At 41.5% G+C, this 23,787-nt stretch carries 22 protein-coding genes and 1 tRNA gene; 17 read left to right on the plus strand and 6 right to left on the minus strand.

The window, feature by feature from the left end; translation table 11 throughout:
- Nucleotides 1-96: 96 nt before the first annotated feature.
- From AC1D69_RS07655 to AC1D69_RS07665, 3 genes are read left to right on the plus strand one after another with little or no spacing between them, the layout of a single operon-like run.
- The gene (locus tag AC1D69_RS07655; RefSeq protein ID WP_495455539.1) at nt 97-1,236 is read left to right on the plus strand and encodes a glycosyltransferase family 4 protein; all 1,140 of its coding nucleotides are present in this window, start codon (nt 97-99) and stop codon (nt 1,234-1,236) included.
- Nucleotides 1,236-2,540: a metallophosphoesterase family protein gene (locus AC1D69_RS07660; RefSeq protein WP_495455540.1), complete on the plus strand. Its 1,305-nt coding sequence runs from the start codon at nt 1,236-1,238 to the stop codon at nt 2,538-2,540. The genes AC1D69_RS07655 and AC1D69_RS07660 overlap by 1 nt, the downstream gene beginning before the upstream one ends.
- Complete coding sequence (locus tag AC1D69_RS07665; protein WP_495455541.1) at nt 2,540-5,734, plus strand: AAA family ATPase; 3,195 nt, start codon at nt 2,540-2,542, stop codon at nt 5,732-5,734. Before AC1D69_RS07660 ends, AC1D69_RS07665 begins: the two co-directional genes overlap by 1 nt.
- On the opposite strand, the gene AC1D69_RS07670 is transcribed toward AC1D69_RS07665, so the two are convergent.
- Entirely contained in the window at nt 5,709-6,737 is a 1,029-nt protein-coding gene (locus AC1D69_RS07670; protein ID WP_495455542.1) for a YkvI family membrane protein, read from the minus strand. The genes AC1D69_RS07665 and AC1D69_RS07670 overlap by 26 nt on opposite strands.
- Before the next feature lie 150 nt (nt 6,738-6,887).
- Between AC1D69_RS07670 and AC1D69_RS07675 the strand changes: the two genes are divergently transcribed.
- The 3 genes from AC1D69_RS07675 (at nt 6,888) to AC1D69_RS07685 (ending at nt 8,238) form a co-directional block, all read left to right on the plus strand.
- On the plus strand, nt 6,888-7,460 hold the full coding sequence (locus tag AC1D69_RS07675; RefSeq protein ID WP_495455689.1) for a xanthine phosphoribosyltransferase: 573 nt from the start codon (nt 6,888-6,890) through the stop codon (nt 7,458-7,460).
- Nucleotides 7,461-7,559: 99 nt separating this feature from the next.
- Nucleotides 7,560-7,889: a hypothetical protein gene (locus tag AC1D69_RS07680; RefSeq protein ID WP_495455543.1), complete on the plus strand. Its 330-nt coding sequence runs from the start codon at nt 7,560-7,562 to the stop codon at nt 7,887-7,889.
- Between the two features lie 136 nt (nt 7,890-8,025).
- The gene (locus AC1D69_RS07685; protein WP_495455544.1) at nt 8,026-8,238 is read left to right on the plus strand and encodes a hypothetical protein; all 213 of its coding nucleotides are present in this window, start codon (nt 8,026-8,028) and stop codon (nt 8,236-8,238) included.
- A gap of 59 nt (nt 8,239-8,297) precedes the next feature.
- On the opposite strand, the gene AC1D69_RS07690 is transcribed toward AC1D69_RS07685, so the two are convergent.
- A complete protein-coding gene (locus AC1D69_RS07690; RefSeq protein WP_495455545.1) occupies nt 8,298-8,831 on the minus strand; it encodes a GNAT family N-acetyltransferase in 534 nt (177 codons plus the stop codon).
- Between the two features lie 180 nt (nt 8,832-9,011).
- On the opposite strand from AC1D69_RS07690, the gene AC1D69_RS07695 reads away from it, so the two are divergent.
- From AC1D69_RS07695 to AC1D69_RS07730, 8 genes are all read left to right on the plus strand, one after another.
- Nucleotides 9,012-9,467, plus strand: a complete 456-nt coding sequence (locus AC1D69_RS07695) for a hypothetical protein (RefSeq protein ID WP_495455546.1) — start codon at nt 9,012-9,014, stop codon at nt 9,465-9,467.
- Nucleotides 9,468-9,510: 43 nt separating this feature from the next.
- A tRNA-Leu gene (locus tag AC1D69_RS07700) sits at nt 9,511-9,594 on the plus strand.
- A 302-nt stretch (nt 9,595-9,896) separates the two neighbouring features.
- Nucleotides 9,897-12,194 carry an S-layer homology domain-containing protein gene (locus AC1D69_RS07705; protein WP_495455547.1) on the plus strand — a complete coding sequence of 766 codons (2,298 nt, stop codon included), beginning with the start codon at nt 9,897-9,899 and terminating at the stop codon, nt 12,192-12,194.
- A 315-nt stretch (nt 12,195-12,509) separates the two neighbouring features.
- A complete protein-coding gene (locus AC1D69_RS07710) occupies nt 12,510-13,763 on the plus strand; it encodes a Tm-1-like ATP-binding domain-containing protein (RefSeq protein ID WP_495455548.1) in 1,254 nt (417 codons plus the stop codon).
- A gap of 53 nt (nt 13,764-13,816) precedes the next feature.
- Entirely contained in the window at nt 13,817-14,653 is an 837-nt protein-coding gene (locus AC1D69_RS07715) for a phosphoenolpyruvate hydrolase family protein (protein ID WP_495455549.1), read from the plus strand.
- Complete coding sequence (locus AC1D69_RS07720) at nt 14,650-15,060, plus strand: cupin domain-containing protein (protein WP_495455550.1); 411 nt, start codon at nt 14,650-14,652, stop codon at nt 15,058-15,060. Before AC1D69_RS07715 ends, AC1D69_RS07720 begins: the two co-directional genes overlap by 4 nt.
- A 60-nt stretch (nt 15,061-15,120) precedes the next feature.
- Entirely contained in the window at nt 15,121-15,408 is a 288-nt protein-coding gene (locus tag AC1D69_RS07725; RefSeq protein WP_495455690.1) for a transposase, read from the plus strand.
- A gap of 290 nt (nt 15,409-15,698) precedes the next feature.
- A complete protein-coding gene (locus AC1D69_RS07730; RefSeq protein ID WP_495455551.1) occupies nt 15,699-16,487 on the plus strand; it encodes a divergent polysaccharide deacetylase family protein in 789 nt (262 codons plus the stop codon).
- On the opposite strand, the gene AC1D69_RS07735 is transcribed toward AC1D69_RS07730, so the two are convergent.
- A complete protein-coding gene (locus AC1D69_RS07735) occupies nt 16,462-17,172 on the minus strand; it encodes an N-acetylmuramoyl-L-alanine amidase (protein WP_495455552.1) in 711 nt (236 codons plus the stop codon). The two genes, AC1D69_RS07730 and AC1D69_RS07735, sit on opposite strands and share 26 nt — an antisense overlap.
- Before the next feature lie 187 nt (nt 17,173-17,359).
- Here AC1D69_RS07735 and hflK point away from each other — a divergent pair, with 187 nt between their 5' ends.
- From hflK to AC1D69_RS07750, 3 genes are all read left to right on the plus strand, one after another.
- Entirely contained in the window at nt 17,360-18,406 is a 1,047-nt protein-coding gene (hflK, locus tag AC1D69_RS07740) for an FtsH protease activity modulator HflK (protein WP_495455691.1), read from the plus strand.
- On the plus strand, nt 18,403-19,266 hold the full coding sequence (gene hflC, locus AC1D69_RS07745) for a protease modulator HflC (protein ID WP_495455553.1): 864 nt from the start codon (nt 18,403-18,405) through the stop codon (nt 19,264-19,266). Before hflK ends, hflC begins: the two co-directional genes overlap by 4 nt.
- A 159-nt stretch (nt 19,267-19,425) precedes the next feature.
- A complete protein-coding gene (locus AC1D69_RS07750; RefSeq protein WP_495455554.1) occupies nt 19,426-19,647 on the plus strand; it encodes a YqzE family protein in 222 nt (73 codons plus the stop codon).
- A 76-nt stretch (nt 19,648-19,723) separates the two neighbouring features.
- Here the strand turns inward: AC1D69_RS07750 and AC1D69_RS07755 are convergent, their stop codons facing one another.
- The 3 genes from AC1D69_RS07755 to AC1D69_RS07765 all read right to left on the minus strand — a co-directional run bounded on the left by AC1D69_RS07755 (nt 19,724) and on the right by AC1D69_RS07765 (nt 23,566).
- Nucleotides 19,724-20,749 (minus strand): hypothetical protein, encoded by a 1,026-nt coding sequence (locus AC1D69_RS07755; protein WP_495455555.1) that lies wholly within the window; start codon nt 20,747-20,749, stop codon nt 19,724-19,726.
- Between the two features lie 137 nt (nt 20,750-20,886).
- Nucleotides 20,887-21,822: a YqhG family protein gene (locus AC1D69_RS07760; protein ID WP_495455556.1), complete on the minus strand. Its 936-nt coding sequence runs from the start codon at nt 21,820-21,822 to the stop codon at nt 20,887-20,889.
- Between the two features lies 1 nt (nt 21,823).
- On the minus strand, nt 21,824-23,566 hold the full coding sequence (locus AC1D69_RS07765; protein ID WP_495455557.1) for a DEAD/DEAH box helicase: 1,743 nt from the start codon (nt 23,564-23,566) through the stop codon (nt 21,824-21,826).
- Nucleotides 23,567-23,787: the final 221 nt, after the last annotated feature.

Genomic DNA, 23,787 nt, shown 5'->3' on the forward strand with positions numbered 1-23,787 from the left:
AATTCCCCGTTCCTAAAGAGTAAGTATATTCTAAATATACCATAAATCCACAGATTCTGAATAGGTAAAGACAGAATAGAAAGAAGGAATAATCCGATGAAATTGCTGCAAGCACTTTTCTTTCCACCAGAACAACCAGGTGGTGTATCTTCTATGATTCCCTATATGCAGGAACGTTTCAGCTCTTCTCGTTGGGAGATGGAATTGTTCTGGCTTCCCAAAAGACTGCGGAATAAAGGTAAAGAAGATGTTGTATTTGATACGTTCGATTGGACTCAGTATGCAGAGAGCGATATCGTTCAGAAATATATTCAGACTTACAGGGATTATCTGTGGTGGAGCCGTATGCGTATGCAACATTCCTTTGAACTCATTCATGCACATCATCCGATAGCTGGACTCGCATTAAAGCAAGTATTTCCTGATACGCCACTCATCCAAACGATTCACTCAAGTTATGAGCGTGAACTGATTCTTAATGGTCGTATTCAAGAGAATGGGCTAGAACATCAATTTCTAGTGTCCTTGTATCGAGAATTAGAAAATAAGAGTGAGTCATTAATTACAGTCTCTGATTCTTTTGCGAAATACATGTCACCTTATGTGGATCATCCTGAACATATTAACGTTATTCCGAATGGATTTGATGAGAAACGTTTCAAGCCTGTCCCTCACGAGAATGAAGTTCCACAGCTCGTAACGGTATGTCGTCTAGTTCCAGCTAAAGGGTTAGATATTCTATTAAAAGCCTGTGCGGAACTTAAAAATCGGGGTTATGATTATGTACTTCATATTATTGGAGATGGTCCCTTTCGTAAGGAATTGGAAGAGCTGGCTAAGGAATTGGGCATTTATAATGAAACGATTTTCTATGGATATACACTACATCCAGAAGAATTTGTTCCTTTTTTTGACATATTCGTATTGCCATCTAGAGCTGAAGCATTCGGTTCCGTATTTGCCGAAGCTGCCCTAAGTTGTCTTGCGCTAGTAGGAAGTGATGTAGGTGGGATTTCTGAACAAATAGAAGACGGCGTTAATGGGCTTCTTGTTCCTTTAGAAGACTACGTTGCGCTTAGTGAAGCTCTTGAGAAGATGATTAGTGATCCTTCCTATCGCTATGAATTGGCTCGTTCAGCTTGGGAGAAGGCGAAGAGCCACTATTCATTGACCCGTGTGGTCAACGAACTCAAAAAAATGTACTTACAATTCGACAATAGAAAGAGTGAGGAATAATGATTCCTTTTCGATTTATTCATAGTGCTGATCTTCACCTTGACAGCAAATTCGCTGGAATGAGAGGGTTGTCGGAAGCTATTCGCCAACATCTAAGAGAATCAACCTTCACGGCATTGCGTCATTTAATAGAGTTAGCTGTGGCTGAACAAGTGGATTTCATTGTTATCAGTGGTGATATTTATGATGCGGCAGATAGCTCACTAAGAGCTCATTTGTCCTTACAAGCTGCATTTGAAGAACTGGGGAACCACGGTATTCACGTGTATCTTATTCACGGAAATCATGATCCCTTAGACGGGCCAAGGCTGCAAATAAAGAATGCGGGTCATGTACATGTATTCGGTACTGAGGTGGAGAGTTACACGGCTACACGTCGAAGCGATCAACAAGAGGTTGCTATCATAAGTGGGATTTCATATCCCACGGCCAAGGTATCGGAGAATACGGCGCTAAAGTTTCATAGAGATCCAGCGGTTCCTTTATTTCATATTGCGGTACATCATGCCAATCTAGATGGAGATCCCACTCATGAGACATATTCCCCATGCACTCGCAAGGAGCTAGAAATAACAGGTTATGATTACTGGGCGTTAGGTCATATTCATCAGCGTAGAGTTATTCAAGAATATCCTCATATCGTATACGCAGGAAATATTCAAGGTAGAAGCGTGAAAGAGACTGGACCTAAGGGATGTTATGTTGTTGAAGTGAAGGAAGATGCCTCTCTTCAATTGACTTTTCATGAATTAGACAGTGTGCGTTGGTTCCGAGAGGAAGTATCGATTGAAGGTATTGATAACGAAGATGAATGGAGAATTCGTGTAGAAGATAAAGTGGATGATATTCGGAAACAGCGACCTGAAGAAATGAGCATCGTGCGCTGGATTATTACTGGGCGCAGTTCAATGCATCGAGCTCTAGAAACCGGACATGTTACCGATGATCTGGAGCAAGAACTTCGACGGAGAGAAATAGGAAGAGCAGAGAGTGGACATTGCGAAGGACTAGTATGGAGCGAAGGCTTCTCAATTCAATCTGGAATCGAGATTGATGTAGCTGAAATGATACTTGAGGAGAGCTTTCTAGGTGATTTGTTACGTCTGGAGGACCGAGCTGAGCAGGATCCTGTATTGGCGAAGGATATTATGGAGAAAGCCTTGGCTCCCCTTATGAGTAATCGAGAGATTAGACGGATGATTAGCGAGACTAGTGAACAAGAGAGACAGGAGTGGTTACATCGCGCTGGAGAGCTTGGTGCAGTACTGCTTCTCGACAAGTCTGCTGATGGAGGCAGTAAGTGATGATCATTGAAAGGATTCAGATTCATGGATTCGGACGTATTAAGGAACAAGATATAACGATCCCGTCAGGAATTACAGTGTTTATGGGACCGAATGAAGCAGGCAAAAGTACAATTATGCAATTTGTACGAGCCATGTTGTTTGGAATCCCAAGTCGTACATACCCTACGGAAAGATATGAACCGCTTAGTGGTGGCGTGCATGGCGGCGTATTGAAGTTAATAGACGAAGCGGGTGCAAGATGGAGCATTTCGCGATTCACATCATCTGGTGAGGGGAATGGATCTGGAAAGAGCGCAGAGAAACTTAAGATTGTCAAAACGGATGAGAATGGCCAACTTCATGAGTTAACGCAGCAGGATATGGAGCGTGACCTTCTTGGAGGTATGTCCCGGGAAATATTTAATCAGTTATTTGCCATTTCGCTAAGTGAATTGCAGGAGATTCGTACACTTCAATCGGATGAGATGAGTAGTTACTTATTCCATGCAGGAATCGGTGGCGGTGCAGCGATTGTTCAAGCGGAACGGAAGCTTGTTCAGGATATGGACAAAATCTATAAGCCGAAAGGTCGTGTACAAGAAATTGCAAAAATATTGCAATCCATGGAACAATTAGAGAAAGAAATAACGGAGAGCCGTTCCTTTCTTCAGCGATACAATGTAAATACGTTAACTTTGAATGAAGCTGTAAACGTCTTAGAACAACTAGAGGTTGACCGTTCCATTCAATCGGCTGAATTTCAACTTCTTAGAAAGGCTATAGAAATCCGGCCGATGTGGTTGAAATGGACCGAAGCGGAGTTGGAACAATCTACACTTCCAACGATCATGTCCTTTCCGGTGAAGGGATTGCAAAGATGGGATTCACTTCAAGGAGAGTGGGATGTCATTGATGGAAGACATACACAACTATTACGAAGTAAAGAAGAACTACATACTCAATTGATTCATTTACCTTATGATCAGGAACTTGAGGAACAAGGTACTCTTATTGAGCGGTTAAATAATCGTAGAGAATCTTATGAAGCTAGAAAAAAAGATTGGCAAGAAGCTGAAGCTGAGGCAACAGCCATGGATACGCGATTAACTCATATTTTACGACAGATTAATCCGGGTTGGACGAGAAGTGAACTTCAGACATTCTCTACTTCTGTGGGTGAACGTGAATCGGTCCGCAGATATGCATTAGGATTCGCAGCGTATGATCGAAGAATTGAAAGTTTGGCACTAGAGACGCAACAATTGCGACGACAGATGGATCTAGCAGAGGACGATTACCGTAATTCCCAAAAGAGAACCAAGGAAGAGGTAGAATTAGGTCGGAATCGCTTCGTCATGATGGTACCTCAGAGTTCTCAAGAAATGGCTAGCCTGTGGAATGAGCTACAGGGAGCTGTTGAACGATGGCGTGAGAATCGTATCCTAAGACTTTCATCCAAAGGACAAGTAGATAGTGAAATAGCTGTACAACGGCGTGTACAGAAGCTATATCTTCAATTTCTCTGGGGTAGTGGAATTCTAACCGTAATCATACCTATTCTATTATTGTGGAGTATGAAATCTGTAATTGCAGCTGTGTCCATGGCGATACTGTTATTGCTAGTAGATATCCTTCTATTCTGGAAGGGGGTTATAAAGTCTCCGCGACAGCGCGTTAAACGATCTGAGTTAAGCCTTGCTACTGATGAAAAGGATGAACTTGAACACATTCATAAGCTCATGTCTAAGCTTATTTCAGATCCTTGGAACGCTGCGGGACATGAAGGTTATATGAAGGGCGTTAATGATGCGGGTGAAGTCGAATCTAGTGTACGTGAAATACGTAAAATGATGGATGTATGGCAAACATGGCAGCAAAGTCTGGATAAATTCTACGCAGAACAAAAAGCATGCCAAGAACGGATTCATGTCCTGTCTCGTGAATTGTCGCGGGTTGGAGAAAGTATGGCGAAAGAAGAAAGAACATTTGAAGAGCTTGAGAACAAGTGGGAGAACTGGCTTGAAGAACGGGAGTTAAATGTTCATCTCTCACCAGAAGCTGTGATCGATATGTTTGGTCTTGCTGAACAAGGGTTGGAGTATATAGATAAACTTGATAAAATACGTCGAAGAGAATCCCAAATGCAACAGGATTGCCTTGAATATGAAAACGAATGTAGAAGCATGTTACCTGAAGGTTCAGACCGTTTAGAGATATCTATTGTTGCGTGGATTGAGCTAAAGAAGAAAGAATGGGATGAGTATGAAGAAGTAGTCCGTAAACGACATATGTTGCAAGCGCGAATAGAAGCAGTCGAAGAAGATACACAAGTTGTTCGAGGGGAATTGCAACGAACGACATCTCTGAAGGAAGAGCTGATCAGGGACGGAGCAGCAAATAGCGGAGAAGATTTCTTGCAACGAGGAAGAATATATCAACGTTGTGAAGAGTTAAAAGCAAACAATCGCCAATTAGAAGTTGCGATGTTCAGTGGCATAGATGATCGTCGTAGAAAAGATCTACTAACGATATTAAATACGCAGGATGAGAATGAGTTAACACTGGCGTGCCACAACCAAGAACAGAAGATGAATGAGATTGAAACCCGATGGAAAGAGTTACAGCAACAACACGGTAGATTGTTACAGGAAAAAGACCAATTGGAATTATTATGTCTACATGATTCTGCATTACAGCACCTTGAAGATCAGAAAGCGGCTCTAAAAGAAATGACTACAGAATATGCAGTGATGTCCATTTGCGCGGAACTCATCTCCAGAACTCGCCTGATCTATGAGGAAGAGAAGCAGCCACAAGTATTGAAGATGGCTTCTAACTATTTCGAACATTTAACCCAAGGTGCCTATACTCGCATTGTTATGAAATTAGGAGCGAAGGAATTACTTGCTGAACATTGTCATCTTGGCCTGATAGAAAGTGCCAAATTGAGTCGTGGGACAGCAGAACAAATGTATTTGGCTATGAGATTTGCTCTTGCCAGTACAATGAATACAAAGACCTCAATTCCTCTAATCTTTGACGATATTTTCGTTAATTTCGACGAGGAGAGAATGATAGCGTCATTATCTCTACTGCAGGAGATTGCAACAACACGCCAGATTATTATGATGACTTGTCATCCATACATGGTTAAGCATATTCGAAATATGATTCCGAACGTCAATGTTATTTCCTTACAACCATCAGTTTGACCACCCATAATAAACTAAGGGAACCGAACAAGGGATATAGAACGGATAATAAATTACTGAATCCGAATTGGCTGAATAGATAACATAACATCATAACGAATATAGCGATGATTTTGGGCGAATAAGGAAAATGTTGCTGTAATTGTAAGGTTACTCCGTAGATATCTGCAACGAATGTTGTGAATATCTCTAGAAATATGAGTAGGACATAGATCATTTGCACGACAACACCCAATTGAAAGGCTATGCTACCCATGGGGATTTCATATTGCATAATGCCAGGCATTTGTGCAGACATCGCAAAATGAGCTGCCATTAACATGAAGCCAACGCCAAATCCGCCCAATATGCCTCCCCATTTGATAGCCGAGATACTTTCCGTATGACTACCCAAAGGTACCAGCACTGCTTGAGCCATCACAAGATTAAATGCTGTATATAAAAGTGGCGATAACCATGCTATACCTAGATTACGATCTGTTGATAAGATCAGGAAACTGTCAGCGTTCGGCATGTGTAATGTATTCGAGATAATCAGTAGTGAAAGAGTAAGCATCATCGGTACGACAATACTATTCATGTGCATAATAGAACTCATGCCTTTATTCAGCAAGAAGAAGGCGGCAATCACTGTAAGAATAAGTCCCGTTTGGTAATGTAGATTAAAGTGCTGGACAAATACGGAACCGGCGCCGGCTAACATAATACTATTTACACCTATAAGAATAAAGAGCATAGCAATGCTTATGTAACCCCCTGATTTAGCTCCAAATAGATGCTTATTGAGATCCTCATACGATTTAGCATGAATTCTACGTGAGATGATCATCATTTTGGTACCTAACCAAATAAAGAGAACTGTTGAGAGTATGATGGTCAATGTCGCCCATTTGCCGTATTGGGTGAAGAACTGGAGAATTTCCTGTCCTGTGGCAAATCCAGCGCCAACTACGGTACCTATGTAAGTGAATGCAATTTGCATTGTACGGACTGTATTTTTCATCCTTTTCCTCCTTGAACCTATACTCGCATTAGTACAAGGTATGTTGGAAATCGATAGGACATGACTGTAACCTGTCCAAATTTACTTGATGTACGGGTTAAAACTATGGTACTTTAACGTCAAAGGATTGGCTTGGGAGGGCAAACGATGATGGAACTACTAAAACAAAGAATTATAGAAGAAGGCGTAATTGTATCTGATCAGGTGTTAAAGCTGGATGGATTATTAAATCACCAAGTGGATCCACAACTTACGATGGCCATGGGACGTGAATTCGCCTCAAAATTTGCGGAAGCGGGTATAACACGAGTAGTAACAGTAGAATCCTCAGGGATTGCGGTTGCTTTTGCCACAGCTTATGAATTAGGAGTACCTCTCGTATTTGCACGACGTAAAAAGACACTTCTGGCAGATCCAGATGCATATTGTGAACGCGTACCTTCTTTTACGAAGGGGATTGTGACAGACATTATGTTATCGCGGCAGTACTTAAACAGTGACGATCGTGTCCTATTTATCGATGATATTATTGCGAATGGCGATGCAGCAAGAGGATTAATAAAGATTATCGAACGTTCAGGAGCAGAATTGATTGGCTTAGGTATCGTCATCGAGAAATGTTTTCAAGCGGGTGCACGAACAATACGTGAACAAGGTATCGTTTTAGAATCACTTGTAAAGATTAAATCTCTTGCAAACGGGACGATAACTTTTGGCGAATAATTTCTGAAGAAAGCTTAGCCCAATTTTAGACAATGGCTTTCCAGCTTCTATTTTATCGCTTATAATAAAAAGTATAAGAAGGAGAGAGGAGGCAACACAATGGGGAAAGAATCGGTATCAGAACAATTCTTTATTGATAAGTTGGCCACAGCAAAGGATCATTTTGAGCGAGCATTAGATTGTAAGCACACAGAGTTTGATGATCTATATCCCTATATGCTTGAACACCCTCAATTTTTTTGGTATAAACGTTATGTCGCCTGGTCGGAATTATTGACCATTGTTAGCTTATGTGAGGAACTCGCCTTCTCATGGAAGGAAATGTTTACCCCACAACAATTTGAGTACTTGAACAGTCGAGTGATGTCAGCTACGGTGTTAGATTTCTGGTTTGAGAAGAACGATAGTAAAGAACATGCCCAACGATAGTCATGGAATAATCATTTAACTTTCCTTAATTATAGAGAGTAAATAATAATGGCCTAAATGAAACTGTTTAGGTCTTTTTTTTAATATGAGAAGTTCACTTGATACAGCGGGACAGATCTAACGGGGGTGAGTATAGATGATTAGTGATGAAGAATTGGATGCTTTTCGTGTGGGTGGCGAGAAGGTAAGAGTCGTACGAGATTCAGAGAGAAGTAATGATGTAAGAGGAATTGTGGTTGCTTGGGATGCTGAGCAGGTACTCATTCGGAGACCCAATCGGAATGTGGTAAAGTTAGATCGGAATTACTTGTACCAATTAGCAAGTGAACCACGTCCTGAATTGGAATAAGGGACAAGCATAAGTACTTAATATCACAGGCGCTACATGTCCTTCGTCAGAGATGATGATCATGTAGCGTTTTTTACTGTATGAAGATAAAGATTTGATTCATTGTTCTGTGGCAAACGAATAAAGACGCAGTCATCATCATATTTTACGCCTGAATCATAAAATCCGAACCATCCATAAAATTTGATTGCATTGGTATTTTGCATTTTTACTTCAAGTGTTATAGGTAAAGATGTGCCATCAGGAAATGTTTTAATTTTATCTAAGGCTTTTTGAAAGGCCTTTCTTCCAATTCCTTTATTCTGGTAACGATAATCAATAAAAAATCCGATCACTCTATAAGCAAAATGATATGGTCCAAGAACTGTGGGTTCATGTTCGCGAACTTGACTTTGTCCAATAAGAATTACTCCAACGGGCTCATTTTCATAATAAATGACACAACATTCACCTGGACACTGTTCGTTTATCCCTGCATAAGCTAATGCTATTGTTGTAGATACATCCTCTACATAAGTTTTTTGATGTTCCTCTGGTTTTAATTGTAATACCTTATGAACATTCTCAAATGTAACATTCCTTAATTCAACCATTTTGTTAACTCCTTTATGTGGCGTGGCAAGATAACATCGAACTACATAATTTTACCATACAGGTAGGATTTTGGATAAGGTATATATTAATTGTTTCAGATGGTTCAAAATATACCAATTGTTTAAATGTCTTTTATACTCTGAAAAGTGAGGAATGGAGATATAGAAAGGAATATTACTATGAAATCTGAGATACCTACTGTCCAAGTCAAACCTGGCATTTCCATCGGAGAGTTGAATTTAGGAATGAGTATGAGTGAAATTGATAGACTAACACAGAATTCGCCACTCTTTTTCAAGGTTGAATACAAAGATGATAAATGTTCCTTTATAGATTTATTTAAAGGTGCAGAGATTGAATTCGTCTGTATGTATGAAGGATTAGATCTGTTCAACACTAAAGTATCTACATTGATTCCGATAATTGATACAATCTCTCCTTATGATCGGGAAAAATCAGATGGTTATATTTATTATTTTCCTGAAATTGGACTTTCATTTTGGAGAGATATGAATTTAACCGAGGAGAATATGGAAGAAAAATGGTTTAAAGATATGTCACCTGAAAATCAAGAAGATACAGCGAAATACTTGTATTTTGAATCTGTCGGAGTGTATAATCCGTTATATAGTTAGCAATAATGTAGAAGTTAGGGTCCGATAAACCCTTACGTAGTATGCGGTCATGGCGGAATTGGCAGACGCGCTAGATTCAGGTTCTAGTGGTGTAACAACCGTGGAGGTTCGAGTCCTCTTGGCCGCATGATATTAGAAATAATTAAATCTGTTTTGGAAAAGTTAAACCACTTTCTTATCATGAAGCTACATTCATGGTATTGAAGTGGTTTTTTTGTTGCTGAAGTAATCAACATTTATCATGTGTAAGCGAGGTAGATGACTCACACCTATGGTTATGTCAGGGTGATCATGTAAACAATGAACAACAATCGTATGAACGGCATTAAAAGATTTACACAAGAACGCCTTACAGCTAACAATAAGCAAACATTCCTTTGTTACTCTGAAGTAGTTAGGAATATAAAATATAACCAAGGGAGTTTTCAAATGACACTTTTATTCAAAAAGGTTACGAAACCTGTTCTATCCGTTATCATGGCATTTACGCTGATGGGTTCTGGTGTACCTGCCTTTGCCGATGATGTTACACCTACAGATCCTACTACCCGTACTGAAGTAAGCAGCACTCTGGTAACGCCTCCTGTGGAAGGTGAAACAAGCAGTACACCAGCAGCGTCCCTAGTGGAATCAACTATTAATGAAGTAACGACTCTTGCTACTGAGGGACTGGAAGTACTTGCAACTCCTGCAGCTATAAATAGAGTGACCGTAACGTTTAACGGGGATACAACAACTGCTAAAGGATTTACCTGGTATAGCGTTGTTGATTCTGTATATAGCGATTTACAGGTTGTCGAGCTGCAGGACATTCAACCTGACTTCACATCCTCACAACATTTCATAGCTCGCTCATCCGTAGCTAAGAACTCGAGCAATGATAAAATGTATAAGGCGGAAGCTACGAATTTGAAGCCTGATACCTCCTATTATTTCCGTATCGGTAATGAATCGCTGAATAGTTGGAGTGACGTGGGTACATTCCGTACTGCCCCAGTGAGTGGTGCATTCACCTTCATCGATCTAACCGATACGCAGGCAAAAGATGAAGATGAGGCTGATCTCTCAGCACAGACGATTGCAAAGGCAATGACAACCATCCCAAATGCGAATTTTATCTTACATAGTGGTGATATTGTCGATAACGGGACGAAAGAAGAACAGTGGAAGTGGCTCCTAGGCCATGCACAACCAAGTTTAATGAATATTACTATAGCTCCGGCTGCCGGTAATCATGAAGATAAAAATTATGGTTATTATGAGCATTTTAATGTAAAAGAAGCGACGGATTCCAACACGGAGACAGGTGCTTATTACTCATATGATTACAGCAATACTCATTTCATTATTATGAACTCGAATGAGAATTCGGAAGAATATGCGAATTTCACGCCAGCACAGGTGGCATGGCTAAAAGCTGATGTGGCCGCTGCTCGCACAGCCGGTGCGAAATGGATTATTGTGAATTTCCACAAAGGACCATATACGACTTCGAATCATGCATCTGACAAAGACATCATGGGAACGAACGGCGTACGAAATAAAATTGCCCCAATTATGGCGGAGCTTGGCATCGACTTCGTTGTACAAGGTCACGATCATATCTATGCACGCAGCAAACCCATTAATAAAGAAGGCAAAGCAACAGAAGCCGAAATGATCTCTGAAACGTTAAACGGACAAGAAATGAAGTATACCGTGAATCCAGATGGCACAATCTATATGATCCCAGCAACAGCTGGACCTAAGGTATATTACAAAAATACAAAAATGGACGATACTTACTATAGCCTCTTTAATGTGGCAGATGAGAATCATGCGGCTAAATATGGAGCAGATCCGGGCGACAATTCGCGTCCACTGCGTGGTCAGGTTCAGAACTTCGTGGGAATTACCATTGACGGGGATAAGTTGACGGCAGTATCTTATGAAATTGATCAGAATGTAGATGGCGGGAAGCCTTATATTATTGATCAATTTGGTATTAAGAAACAATCTACAGATAGTGGCACTGGAAGTAATCCTGGAAGCGGTACTGGAAGTAACCCAAGTGGTAATAACGGAAGTTCTCCGGGTAGTAGCACCGGTAGTACAACCGGAAGTACTACTACAGGAAGTTCCACTACCAGCAACACAACAGGGAATAGCGATACAGGTACTACGACAACACCAATAACTCCAGTTATTCCAGTAGCGACCTTCTCAGACATCAACAACCATTGGGCAACAGATGTAATTAAGCAGGCAGCAAGTCTTGGATTCATTACTGGATATGCTGACGGAACATTCCGTCCAGATCAAATGGTGAATCGTGCAGAGTTTATAACCATGCTAGCTAAAGCATTAGCGTTAACGGACACGGGTAAATCATTGGATTTTAAAGATAACAAGCAAATCCCGGTCTATGCTCAGACATTTGTGGCTCAGGCGGTACAAGCGGGGATCGTAAGTGGGTATGATGATCATCAATTCCGCCCTATTCAGCAGATTAGTCGGGCAGAAATGGCAGTATTGATTGGCCGTGCTATGGGTATTCAGGTTAATCAGGCGGCGAAACTAACTTTTGCGGATGCGAGTGAGGCTCCGAAATGGGCAGTTCCTTATATCGCAGCCGTAGCCGAAGCGGGCCTTGTACATGGCGTTGGTGGCAATCGCTTTGCACCGAATCAGAGTGCAACCCGAGCAGAGGCAGCGACATGGATTATATCTTTATTACAGCATAAGTAAAAGTTCAACAAACAAGTACACTGGAATAGTGACTTAACTAAGCCAAGGCCGTCCTTCTGGGGAGAGGCCTTGTTTTTAGTTGTTTTAGAAAAAGAAAGAGAGGGTATACCTTTCCTGCATTGTTGTTGTATGAAATGGAATGGAATATGGCGTGCATTTGACTAGTGTTCTATTGAAATTAGTATAGATGGAATATTAGGAATCGTAGGACACTATATATAATTCATAGGATCTAGATTGATCTATAGAGTGTAAATGATGATATCACGGAATTATTTTGTGTAAGGGCTTACAGTTGGCGAGGAGGAATCCTAAATGGGAAATGATGATTTCCGTAAAAATCCTACGGTCGTATTACTCGGTACTTTTGATACCAAAGGAACGGAGTACGCCTATATCAAAGATCGGTTAAATGAGAGTGGCGTTCATACCATTCTGATTGACTCAGGTATATTGGGAGAGGCACTTACAGCAGTAGACTTTTCTCATCATGATGTTGCTGAAGCGGCGGGCACCAGTATATCGGAGTTGGTTGCCTCCAATGATCGAGGGGCCTCTATCACAACAATGGCACAAGGAGCGGGTGTTATTGTTCAACGATTATATGAAGAGGGCCGGATGAATGGGATTTTGGGACTAGGAGGTTCAGGTGGGACGGCACTTATCACACAAGTTATGCGAGCATTGCCAATAGGAGTACCAAAGTTAATGGTATCGACGATGGCATCAGGGGAGACTCGTTCCTATGTAGGAGCAACTGATATTACCATGATGCATTCGGTTGTGGATATTGCTGGAATCAACCAGATATCGGCTACAATTCTAACCAATGCAGCTGGGGCGATGTCGGGAATGGTGAAGATTGCGCTACCGTCATTGATCAGTGAAAAACCTCTTATCGGCGCTACTATGTTTGGGGTGACGACTCCATCTGTAAATGTGGCAAGAGAAAGACTAGAACAACTTGGATATGAGGTTCTAGTCTTTCATGCGACTGGAACCGGTGGACAATCCATGGAGTCTTTGATCAAAGATGGGTTCATTACGGCATCGCTGGATGTGACTACGACGGAATTAGCTGATGAACTTGTGGGTGGGGTACTTTCGGCAGGACCGCATCGCCTGCTATCAGCAGGTGAGACAGGTATTCCACAAGTGGTTTCCCTTGGTGCGCTGGATATGGTCAATTTTGGTCCGATGGAGACCGTACCGACCAAGTTCAAAGATAGACTACTTTATAAACATAATGACACCATTACTTTAATGCGTACAACACCTGATGAGTGTACGGAATTAGGCCGAAGTATTGCGGATAAGCTTAATGCATCGAAAGGTCCGATTACACTTTTTATTCCACTCCAAGGAAACTCTATAATCTCAATAGAAGGTCAAATTTTCTATCATAAAGAAGCTGATCAAGCGCTCATCGATGCACTGAAGGAATACCTTGATCCGAATGTGGTGGAGATTATTGAAATGGACACAGATATTAATAACCCGAAGTTTGCAGAAGCCATGGCTGACCGCCTACATGAGCTTTATCAAGAGTGGATTTCACAGTCGCAGTAGTATGAGTACAGTGTAAATAGACTAATTGAATTTATTAAAAAAGGGAGGATGACATGGCTACTAGGCGAGAATTACTTGATCGTATGCGCAATGAAATTGCAGCAGGTAACCCCATTATCGGATCAGGGGCTGGAACCGGTCTTTCGGCGAAAAGCGCGGAAGCTGGGGGTGCTGATCTTATCATTATTTATAACTCGGGCCGTTACAGAATGGCAGGAAGAGGTTCGCTAGCTGGACTTATGCCATATGGGGATGCTAATGCCATTGTTGTAGATATGGCAAGTGAGGTTCTTCCCATAGTTGAAAAGACACCTGTGCTGGCAGGCGTTTGTGGCACGGATCCTTTTCGGGTCATGTCCGTATTCTTGAAGCAGATTAAGGAAATGGGATTCGCAGGGGTACAGAACTTTCCGACGGTGGGCCTCATTGATGGTGTATTTCGCGCCAACTTGGAGGAAACGGGCATGGGCTACGACCTTGAGGTCGACATGATTCGGCTGGCCCACGAAATGGATCTTCTGACAGCACCTTATGTGTTTGACGAGAAACAAGCGATCCAAATGGCTCAAGCCGGAGCAGATATTCTAGTCCCACACATGGGGCTGACTACAAAAGGAACGATTGGGGCACAAACGGCGATTACACTGGAAGAAGCAGTCCAACGTGTACAGGCTATGCACGACGCAGCGAAATCGGTCAATCCCGATATCATCGTTCTCTGTCACGGTGGACCTATTGCTACGGCAGAGGATGCAGCCTACGTACTTAAGCATACGAATGGCATTGTGGGTTTCTTTGGAGCTTCCAGCATGGAGCGTCTCCCATCTGAACTTGCTATGACATCGAATATGGTTCAATTCAAATCCATTCTTGGAGGGAATCACAAATGACAAATATCGATAAAAGTATTATTCCAACGCATTCTTTTGATTGGGGTCTGATTAAGTGGTTTGTAACGCCGGATAGCACAGAGGGTGCAAAGGTAACCTGTGGAGAGGTTGTGTTGTTGCCAGGAAAGGGGCATGATCGCCATAATCATCCGGAATCTGAAGAAATTCTGTATGTTCTTTCAGGTGAAGGAGTACAGACACTTAATGACGGTGCTCCTTTTTCCGTAAAAGCAGGAGATATCATTCATATTCCTACAGCTGTGTTTCACTCGACCTACAATATTGGATGGGAGCCTCTGAGACTATTGGCCTTTTACAATCCAGGGGGTGCAGAGATCGGTCTAACCGGGTTACCTGACTTTAAGGAGTTGTCTCCAGGTCAAATTCAAGGGTATACGCGCTCATAAGTAGAATTTCCGTGTATTGATCGGTTGAAATACGTCAAGAATGAGGATGAGGTGAATGTGATGAAGTTACTTATCATTCTTGGCAGTATTTTTTTTCCCATCGTTATGGTCATTATACAAAGGCTTTGGATCAAATGTCGGATTGTCTTTAACGTCGTTTCTATTGGATCGGCCGTTGTCTTTGGAGATATAGCTGCTTTAGCCATCTATGAAATCATAAAAGATAACACAGTATTCATGACAAACATACATGCGATTTTTCTAAATCCGCTCTTCCTTATTACAGGTGCTTATCTTGGACTGTACTTTCTATATCGATTGATGTTAGTTGCTACCAAAGAAAATTAAACAAGATCTAAATTCAAGGATAGATAAAGTGGAATCGACTTCACTTTATCTATCCTTTGTTGTATTGAATTACATCAACGATTCATTAACGGCTTCAAGGGCTGTACTCATGCCTAAATTCAAAGTTATTTCTTTTTCTGTCGCGGATACATATTTAGTCCCTCTTACTCAAACAATGAAAGCAAAGGTAAGAAAGGGTGAACGTTATGAGAACAATTTGTAGTCACTTGTTTAAAGATAGACGTTTTTTGAGAAAGCGTAACTGGGTAATGGGTTGTCTTAGCTTGAGTATGGTGTGGAATATGAATGTCGGGTATGTAGATGCATCAGAGGTGGAAGCTAATATATCGGAATCGCAAGCTAAACCCAAAGTGGCCATTATTATAGATGACTTCGGTAATGGGCAAAAGGGGACGGAAGAGATGTTTAAAATGCCGGTCAAATTAACTGTAGCCATTATGCCATTTCTGCCTACAAGCCATACTGATGCGGAGCTAGCCCATAAGCAAGGACATGACGTGATTGTGCATATGCCGATGGAGCCAAAGACGGGTAAGTCCAGTTGGATGGGTCCAGGAGCGATCACAGCTGACCTTAGTGATGCAGAAGTTCGTAAGAAGGTGGAAGCAGCGATTGATGACATTCCATATGCGGTTGGGATGAACAATCATATGGGTTCCAAAATAACAGGTGACGATAGAATCATGTCTATTGTGCTTGCAGTATGCCAGGAAAGAGGATTGTTTTTTGTAGATAGTAAAACCAATTATCACTCCATTGTAAGTCAACTTGCAGTCCAGAGGGGAATGCCTCCTGTAAATAATAACATTTTTCTAGATGATGCTCACACGATTAGTCACATCAGCAAACAATTACGTGAGGTTGAATCATGGGCTGTGAAGAATCGATATTGTATCACGATTGGTCATGTGAGTGCGGCAGGTGATAAGACCGCTGAGACAATTAGAACCCGAATTCCACAGATGAAAGAACGTGTGGAATTCGTTGGGATCCGTGATCTTGTGAAAGATGTCTGGGGCTGGAATCCTTCACCTATGTTACCGTCAGATAACCAATAATACCTGCAACGATGGCTTCGGCTATTGCTAATTGTTTGCGTGGGTTACACAACATAGCGCGGTCTTCAGCGTTACTTATAAATCCCATCTCCACAATAACAGCGGGGTCTTTCACATAGTTAAGAAGGTAATAAGGTTTACCATAAACAGGTTGTAGTCGAGTGCCATATAACGGATTTAATTGTTGTTGGATCACATTGGCAAGAAGGAAACTGCGGCCTTCATTCTGGTAAAGTACTAACGGTCCTCGATTCTGAGGTCTTTTCCCCCAATTGACATGTAGGCTTACTACTATCTTTGTAGGAACGGTACGACTTAACTCTTTACGTTGTGCTAAATCGCGTTTGTGACGTGAGGAATTGTTCAACCAATGATTCTCATCACTAAGAGCATAATCCCCTGAGCGATTCATTGCGGCTTCGTAGCCTTGGCTTCTTAGAAGCAGGAAGACCTTTTTAGCAACACTTAGGTTAATATCCTTCTCAATAATGTCTTGAAAAGATGTTCCCCCGTCTATTCCCCCATGACCGACATCAATGAGAATAATTTCCTTGGGAAAGGCTGGGAGAAATGGATCTTCGGTTGGTGCTGCGAACAAAGGGCTTAAATGGAATAGAGAACAGATAAGTTGACTCATAACTAAGATGGAGATGAGTAGGTATTTCTTCCTTGGGTATGTGATCATGAAGTGATGTGCCTCCCGGTTGAATTAAGCTAATTTGGTAAAAGCAATTAAAAGTTAGAATGTACAAAAATGGGAAAAAAATTCATCTGAATGTTATTTAATTTAATTGGTAACCTTTTCCTCAGTCTTACGTAATACCTTCTATAATGAGTAGTCGTTCTAGAGGGGAGAGATTATATTGAGTTTCATGGAACCAGATAACAACCCACAAGCTAATCGCAACAAAGGGTTTAAGTTCTCGGATTTAAAGCCGGGAGTCATTAAAAAAGTCGTTATTGGTATTGCAGTAGTGATCCTAATCTTTGTAGGTTCAACCTCGTTCTATACGGTACAAGAGCAAGAGCGTGCAGCCATACTGACATTTGGTAAGTATTCAAATGAGGCGAAGGCAGGATTACATTTTAAATGGCCTAATCCCATCCAACAGGTTATTACCGTACCGGCGGAACTGACGCAACGAATTCATATCGGTTATCGTCAAGAGAATGGTCAGAGTGTTCCCGTTGAAGAAGAAGCGATGATGATTACTGGGGATGAGAATATCGTCTCAGCGGACGCAGTCGTGCAATGGAAAATAAGCAATATTGAAGATTTCCTGTTCAATATCGATGACCCAGAGACATTCCTACGTAATGCCGCAGTCTCCTCTATACGTTCGGTCATCGGATCAGAGAAATTAGACTATGCCATTACAGATGGTAAGACTGTTATTCAAGACAAGGTTAGAATTCAGTTATTAGAACTTCAGAAGAAATACCAAACGGGTATTCAGATTATCGATATTAAATTCCAGGATATTGAACCACCCAGTGGGCAGGTATCCGAAGCTTTCCGTGAAGTAACCAATGCTAGGGAAGAGAAAAATACGAAGATCAATAATGCCGTGAAATATGAGAATGACATCATTCCGAAAGCTCGTGGTGAAGCACAGGCTCTTCTTGAAAATGCTGAAGGTGAGAAAAAGTCGCGGATCTTGAATGCACAAGGTGATGTAGCTCAATTTAATGCCATTTATGAAGAGTATAAGAAGAGTTCAAGTGTTACCGAAAGTCGACTGATATTAGAGACGTTAGAGAAAATTTTACCTAATGCCCAGATTATTATTACGAACTCTAACAGCGATACGGTTAATTATCTACCCTTAAATGAACTGCTTAGTGGTTCAAAAAGTGTAACAACTCCAACCACCAGTTCAGCTACAACAACGGCTCCAGCAGGAGGTAACGGACAATGAAAAATAAATGGATAGCATTTATTTCTATCGTACTCCTAGTCATTTTGGGATTTGGGTCGATGTACATCGTTAAGGAAGGAGAGTATAAAGTTGTTCTAAGATTTGGTGAAGCGATGAGAGCTGTAGAAGAACCGGGATTGAAGTTCAAGATTCCATTTATCGAGAATGTATCCATGCTACCCAAATATCAGATGACATATGATAGCAGTCCTACGACAATTCTTACGAAGGATCAGAAGCCTATTGTGGTGGATAATTATACCGTTTGGCGTATTAAGAATGCTTCCCAATTCTTAAAAACGGTTCAAACCGTTAGTGGCGGTGTTTCACGAATAGATGAAGCTGTATATAACTCTGTTCGTCGTAAGTTATCTGAAGTGAATTATGAGAATATCATCAGCGAAGAAACAGAACGTGGCAACATCAATGATGAGATCACAAAGGATGTTATTGATGCATTAACGCGTGATGATTATGGTATTGAGATTATTGATGTACGCATTAAGCGTACGGATTTACCGGAGGAAAATAAACAAAGTGTATATAATCGAATGATTTCGGACCGGCAATCCATTGCAGCTCGTTATTTATCCGAAGGGGATGAGGAATCACGAAAAAGAACGTCTAAGGCAGATCGTACATCGACTGAGCTTCTTGCCCAAGCGGAAGCCGATGCTAAGAAGATCATTGCCGAAGGTGAGGGAGAAGCAGCCAAAATCTACAATCTTGCTTATGGCAAAGATCCCAAATTCTATAGTCTATATCGGACATTAGAGAGCTATGTGACGACCTTGAAGAATGAACCTGTTATCATGATCCCGATTGATTCACCTTATGCCAAAGTTTTATTAGGTCAGTAATAACCATGAACCGCGTGCTAGCCGTGTATCGGTTAGCACGCGGTTTGTTGTGTATTTATATCATTCGTTGGAAGTTTAATTTCGCGCGAAACTGCGCAAGCTATAGATAAGGTTACCTTACACATCTTACTAATCACAAGATAGAGGGGATGAACGGTTATGGGTGATGAACTGAAATTAGTGAAATACATTACAGAGCAAGTAGTGACATACATTGAAACGCCACGAGAAGAACGGCATACAACTGTAAAAGAACCCTGGACGACGAAATGGTTCGGTATGATTCCGATTAGTCTTAGCTTGTGGAGAACAAATACACGTTCAGCCATTGAAGATTCATGGCAAGAGGAAAGTCATAAAGAGCAAGAACATGTGAATTAGCTAGAACATAAGAAGGGACTATCCCAGAAGTCAATGTAGTTTGACAATTGGGATAGTCCCTTCTTTCTTGTGTTTATTATTTCGTTGCAGTAGAAAAAGCATGGAATTCACCTTGAGCTCGTAGGACGGATAGAGGGAGGTAACGCTGCCCACTAAGACCTGTCCCTGCATATATGGTCTGTTCTGAAACACCTTGATTCGAATGCCACTTCTGAAAGCCTGATATGGCAAAGGGTCCTCCATACTCATCATTACGGTTAGGTGAGGTGAAAATTAAGGAGTTGTGTTGATTGATGTAAGATTCAAACTCTTGGTCCGAATACACAGCTAACTTAGGTGATGTAATCCACATTAGATTCTTTAATGGGTCTCTCTGTCCTTTTCGCAATATCGCTTGCGAGGAAGTGTAAGAGGCATCCGTTATAGAGAAATGGGCGCCACTTAGCCCAGTGTTCTGCATACTGAGTTTCTTCCAGTGTGATTCATCCCATGGTAGAACCTCCATAGTTAGTGCGTTCAGGTATAATGTTTCCTGCTGTCCATATGACACTTTCCATAAGGGCAGAAGTGGAGAGTATAGAGGTTCAATGGTGATTGGATGTAAGGTCTTTTTAGAAGAAGAAGATGATATGAGTTCTAACTGCTCCAGGGTCTGGTGCAGTGATGTTACATGATAGGGTACGGATGCAGAAGTTCCATATTCGCTGAGAGCATATTCCTCAGAATCCGTGTCTTTTGCTGTGAGAATAAGATATCCAAGCTCTTTATCATCCTTAGATACCGTTACGAGCCAACTATGTGTACCAGGACCGAGTGGGAAATATTGAAGCTCAGAATGGGCCCACGACGTAAATACTTGTTGCTCAGAGAGTTGTTGCACGATGGTCTCGGAGAATGTCTTTAATAGCGTAGGAGCAGGATTCAGAAGACTCTGATCCATGGAAAGTGCCCCATCTTTGGATAGTTCAACGATAGTCGGACTAGGACTCGATATGGAATTGTCAGCTGCAGATACAGGTGCAAAGGCTTGAATAGCTGGCATTAACATGTGAAGACTAAGTAGGACGATAATCATTTTAGAGGTTGAAGGCAAGGATTTCATACAATCCACCTTTCTATATAGGTAACTTATTACAGTGTAACGGACAAGCTTTAAAAAGAGTGTTACAAACTGTCACGAGGACCCTCGAAAGAGAGGGCTTTTTTTGCCCTCTTTTAGCGATGAAGGTCATACTAAGCCTATTGGATTGGTCTAAGGTGAAATAGACCGCAGGTTATGGCGGATATTTTCACTTTCGGCTCGTATTGCCATGTCATTTCACTGCGTCTGCAAGTATATTGCTCACGGATATGATCATTCTGCTCTTCTTCAGGTTCATTCATCATATTCTCATAATACGCATCGATAATCGCGAGCTCGTCCTTTAATCGTTCTTGAGCTTGATCTGCCCATTGATAATCAAGCTGGTTAAGCTTAGATGTTAGGCTGGATTGTAATATCTCAGCAGCTTTAGTCACGGATAACTCTGCGGGATTGATGTGAACGTTCTCTGGAAGTCTAGGACTTAGATTCTTTCCTACCAATAAGTGGCGAAAGTCATCGGTAATTTCTCCACTCAATAATGAAATGCCCATGAAATGAAGTTCTTCCTTCTTCACATCACAAGTCATTTCTACTTTGAAACAAACAGCGAGCCAAGGTTCATAGGCAGCAGAGAACAAAGCTCGGCGTTGAAGGTCACCGGGTTGTTCAAATAAGTAAACATAGGAGCCATCTTGGCGAGCAGCATCCCATATTTGTTGAAGTCTCCGACTACCATAACTCACATCTTCACGTTGGATTCGTCCAGGACCAATTCGGGGTGCCGTAGGCGTTACTCCGAAATAACGAGACAGGATGCTGTCTTGCGGTCCACCATTGGGAGCTGGATTGACCGGCACATCTGGAACTGTGTAACGTTCAGGATCAAATACAAAGGTGAAGGACAGAGTCTCAGGTTCAACTCCCGTCCGTTCGACAAATCCCCAATAATAAGGGCGATTCGTTAATTGCTTATCCGCTTGGGGGGACAGCTTCGCCGTGATATGGAAGGGAGACTTCTCGATGACTTGACAGTCGGTTACCTCTAAATAAGTCATGACATGTTGTTGTACTTGATCTGGGGACATACTCATTTCAGGCTTCTTCCTCTCTTACGACCTCGACTTCATCTTCGACTTGTCTCTTTACTTCATCTAATGACTGTCCTAACGAATTCACTTTTTGACGGATTTCCTCATCCGACTGTGACTCTAATACGATCTTATATAAGCTCTTCTCTAGAGATTCTTTCTTTTCGAAACGTTCTAGTATGACATCTAATCCACCAATGACCATTTCGAACATATTAATTTTTTCGTGTAGCAGATTTAGAATATGTTCTTCAATCGTACCGGTGGTAGATAAATTGAATATCTTCACATCATTCTGTTGACCCAATCGGTGGATTCTCCCAATTCGTTGCTCTACACGCATAGGGTTCCAGGGTAAGTCGAAGTTGATCATGTTATGGCAGAACTGTAGATTAATACCTTCGCCGCCGGCTTCCGTCGCAATCATGACTTGCACACGACCGCGGAATAAATCCATCATCCAGTCTTTTTTGCCACGGTTCATCCCCCCACGATAAGGAACACAAGAAATCCCATTGGCACGAAAATACTGTAATAAATACTCTTGTGTGGCACGGTATTCCGTAAATACAATGACTTTTTCGTCCATTTCGCGAATGAGCTCTATCGTTTTTTCCGCTTTGGTGTTGGCCTTAATTTCTTTGATCATATAGACAAGATCCCAGATCTTAGCTCGTTGAGGAGAATCCTCAGCCATTTTTTTGGTCAAGTTAACCAATGTAACGAATACAGCATCACGACTGCTACAGACTTCGCGTTGAAGCGTAACTAGCGATAGCATACTGCTTAGATTACCTCCTGCAACCTGATACTGATCTTTGACATATGAAGTTACCCCATCATATAGTGCTTGTTCTTCAGGGGATAGTTGCAGATTAACGTTCCGAACAGTCCGCTTGGTGAAAATAGTAGGTCCTTCTCCACGGCGATTTCGAATCATGATCTTTGAAAGTTCATCCTTTAATTGCCCTTCATTCTTAGCTATACGCTTATCAACAACAAAGTTCGATGAGAACTCTCCTTGTTTCCCTAGTTGCCCCGGTTTCAGAAGTGTAATCAGGTTAAACAACTCCCCGAGATCATTCTGAACAGGTGTTGCTGTGAGTAGAAGACAGTATTTCTTACGTAATTTTTGAATGAACTGGTAATTGGATGTTTTCTTATTCTTGAGTTTGTGAGCTTCATCAATGATCAGCATGTCGTATTCTTGGTCTAACAAAATATCTTTATGTGGATCTCTCTTCGCTGTATCGATGGACGCAACAACGATATCTGAACCCCAGGAATAGGCCTTTTTCTGTGCGATGGCAGGAACACCAAATTTACTATTCAACTCACGAACCCACTGGAGCACGAGAGAGGCAGGTACGAGAATGAGTACTTTAGAGACAAGTCCACGAATGATATATTCTTTAAGAATAAGTCCGGCTTCTATCGTCTTCCCAAGACCTACTTCATCAGCCAAAATAGCTCTCCCGGACATTTCAAACAACACTCTACGAGCCGTATCAATTTGATGGGGAAGAGGCGTTAGATCCTGCAGATATTTAACACATTGTAATTCATCAAAGCTGGTAACCAAGCGAGACTCTTCACCCTGAATAGCCATCTGGAACAATCGCCAATCGCCCCATGGCCCTCCTTTATCAAGACGGTTCTCCAGATTCTCAAGCCAGCTGTTGTCTATTTCTAGTGGAATGGGTAGAGCGTGTGCTGTCTTCATATGTTGAATGGATGGAGAATTCATGGTTCAGCCCTCCTTATTAGAATCTTGTAAAGTGTAGTATGCACGGAAGTTGTTAAGTTCATAACTATAGATATCCATAGGTTGTTCATATTTTAACTTCATGGTAGCCATGAATCCCTAGCGCTGTATGAGTTTGAGTGAATTTTCAATGTTTTTTCTTAATCTATGGGTAAAAAAATGAGAAAATTGAAGAAAACTGAAGATAGTCTAACATGGATGGG

The organism is Paenibacillus sp. Y301 (assembly GCF_059445505.1).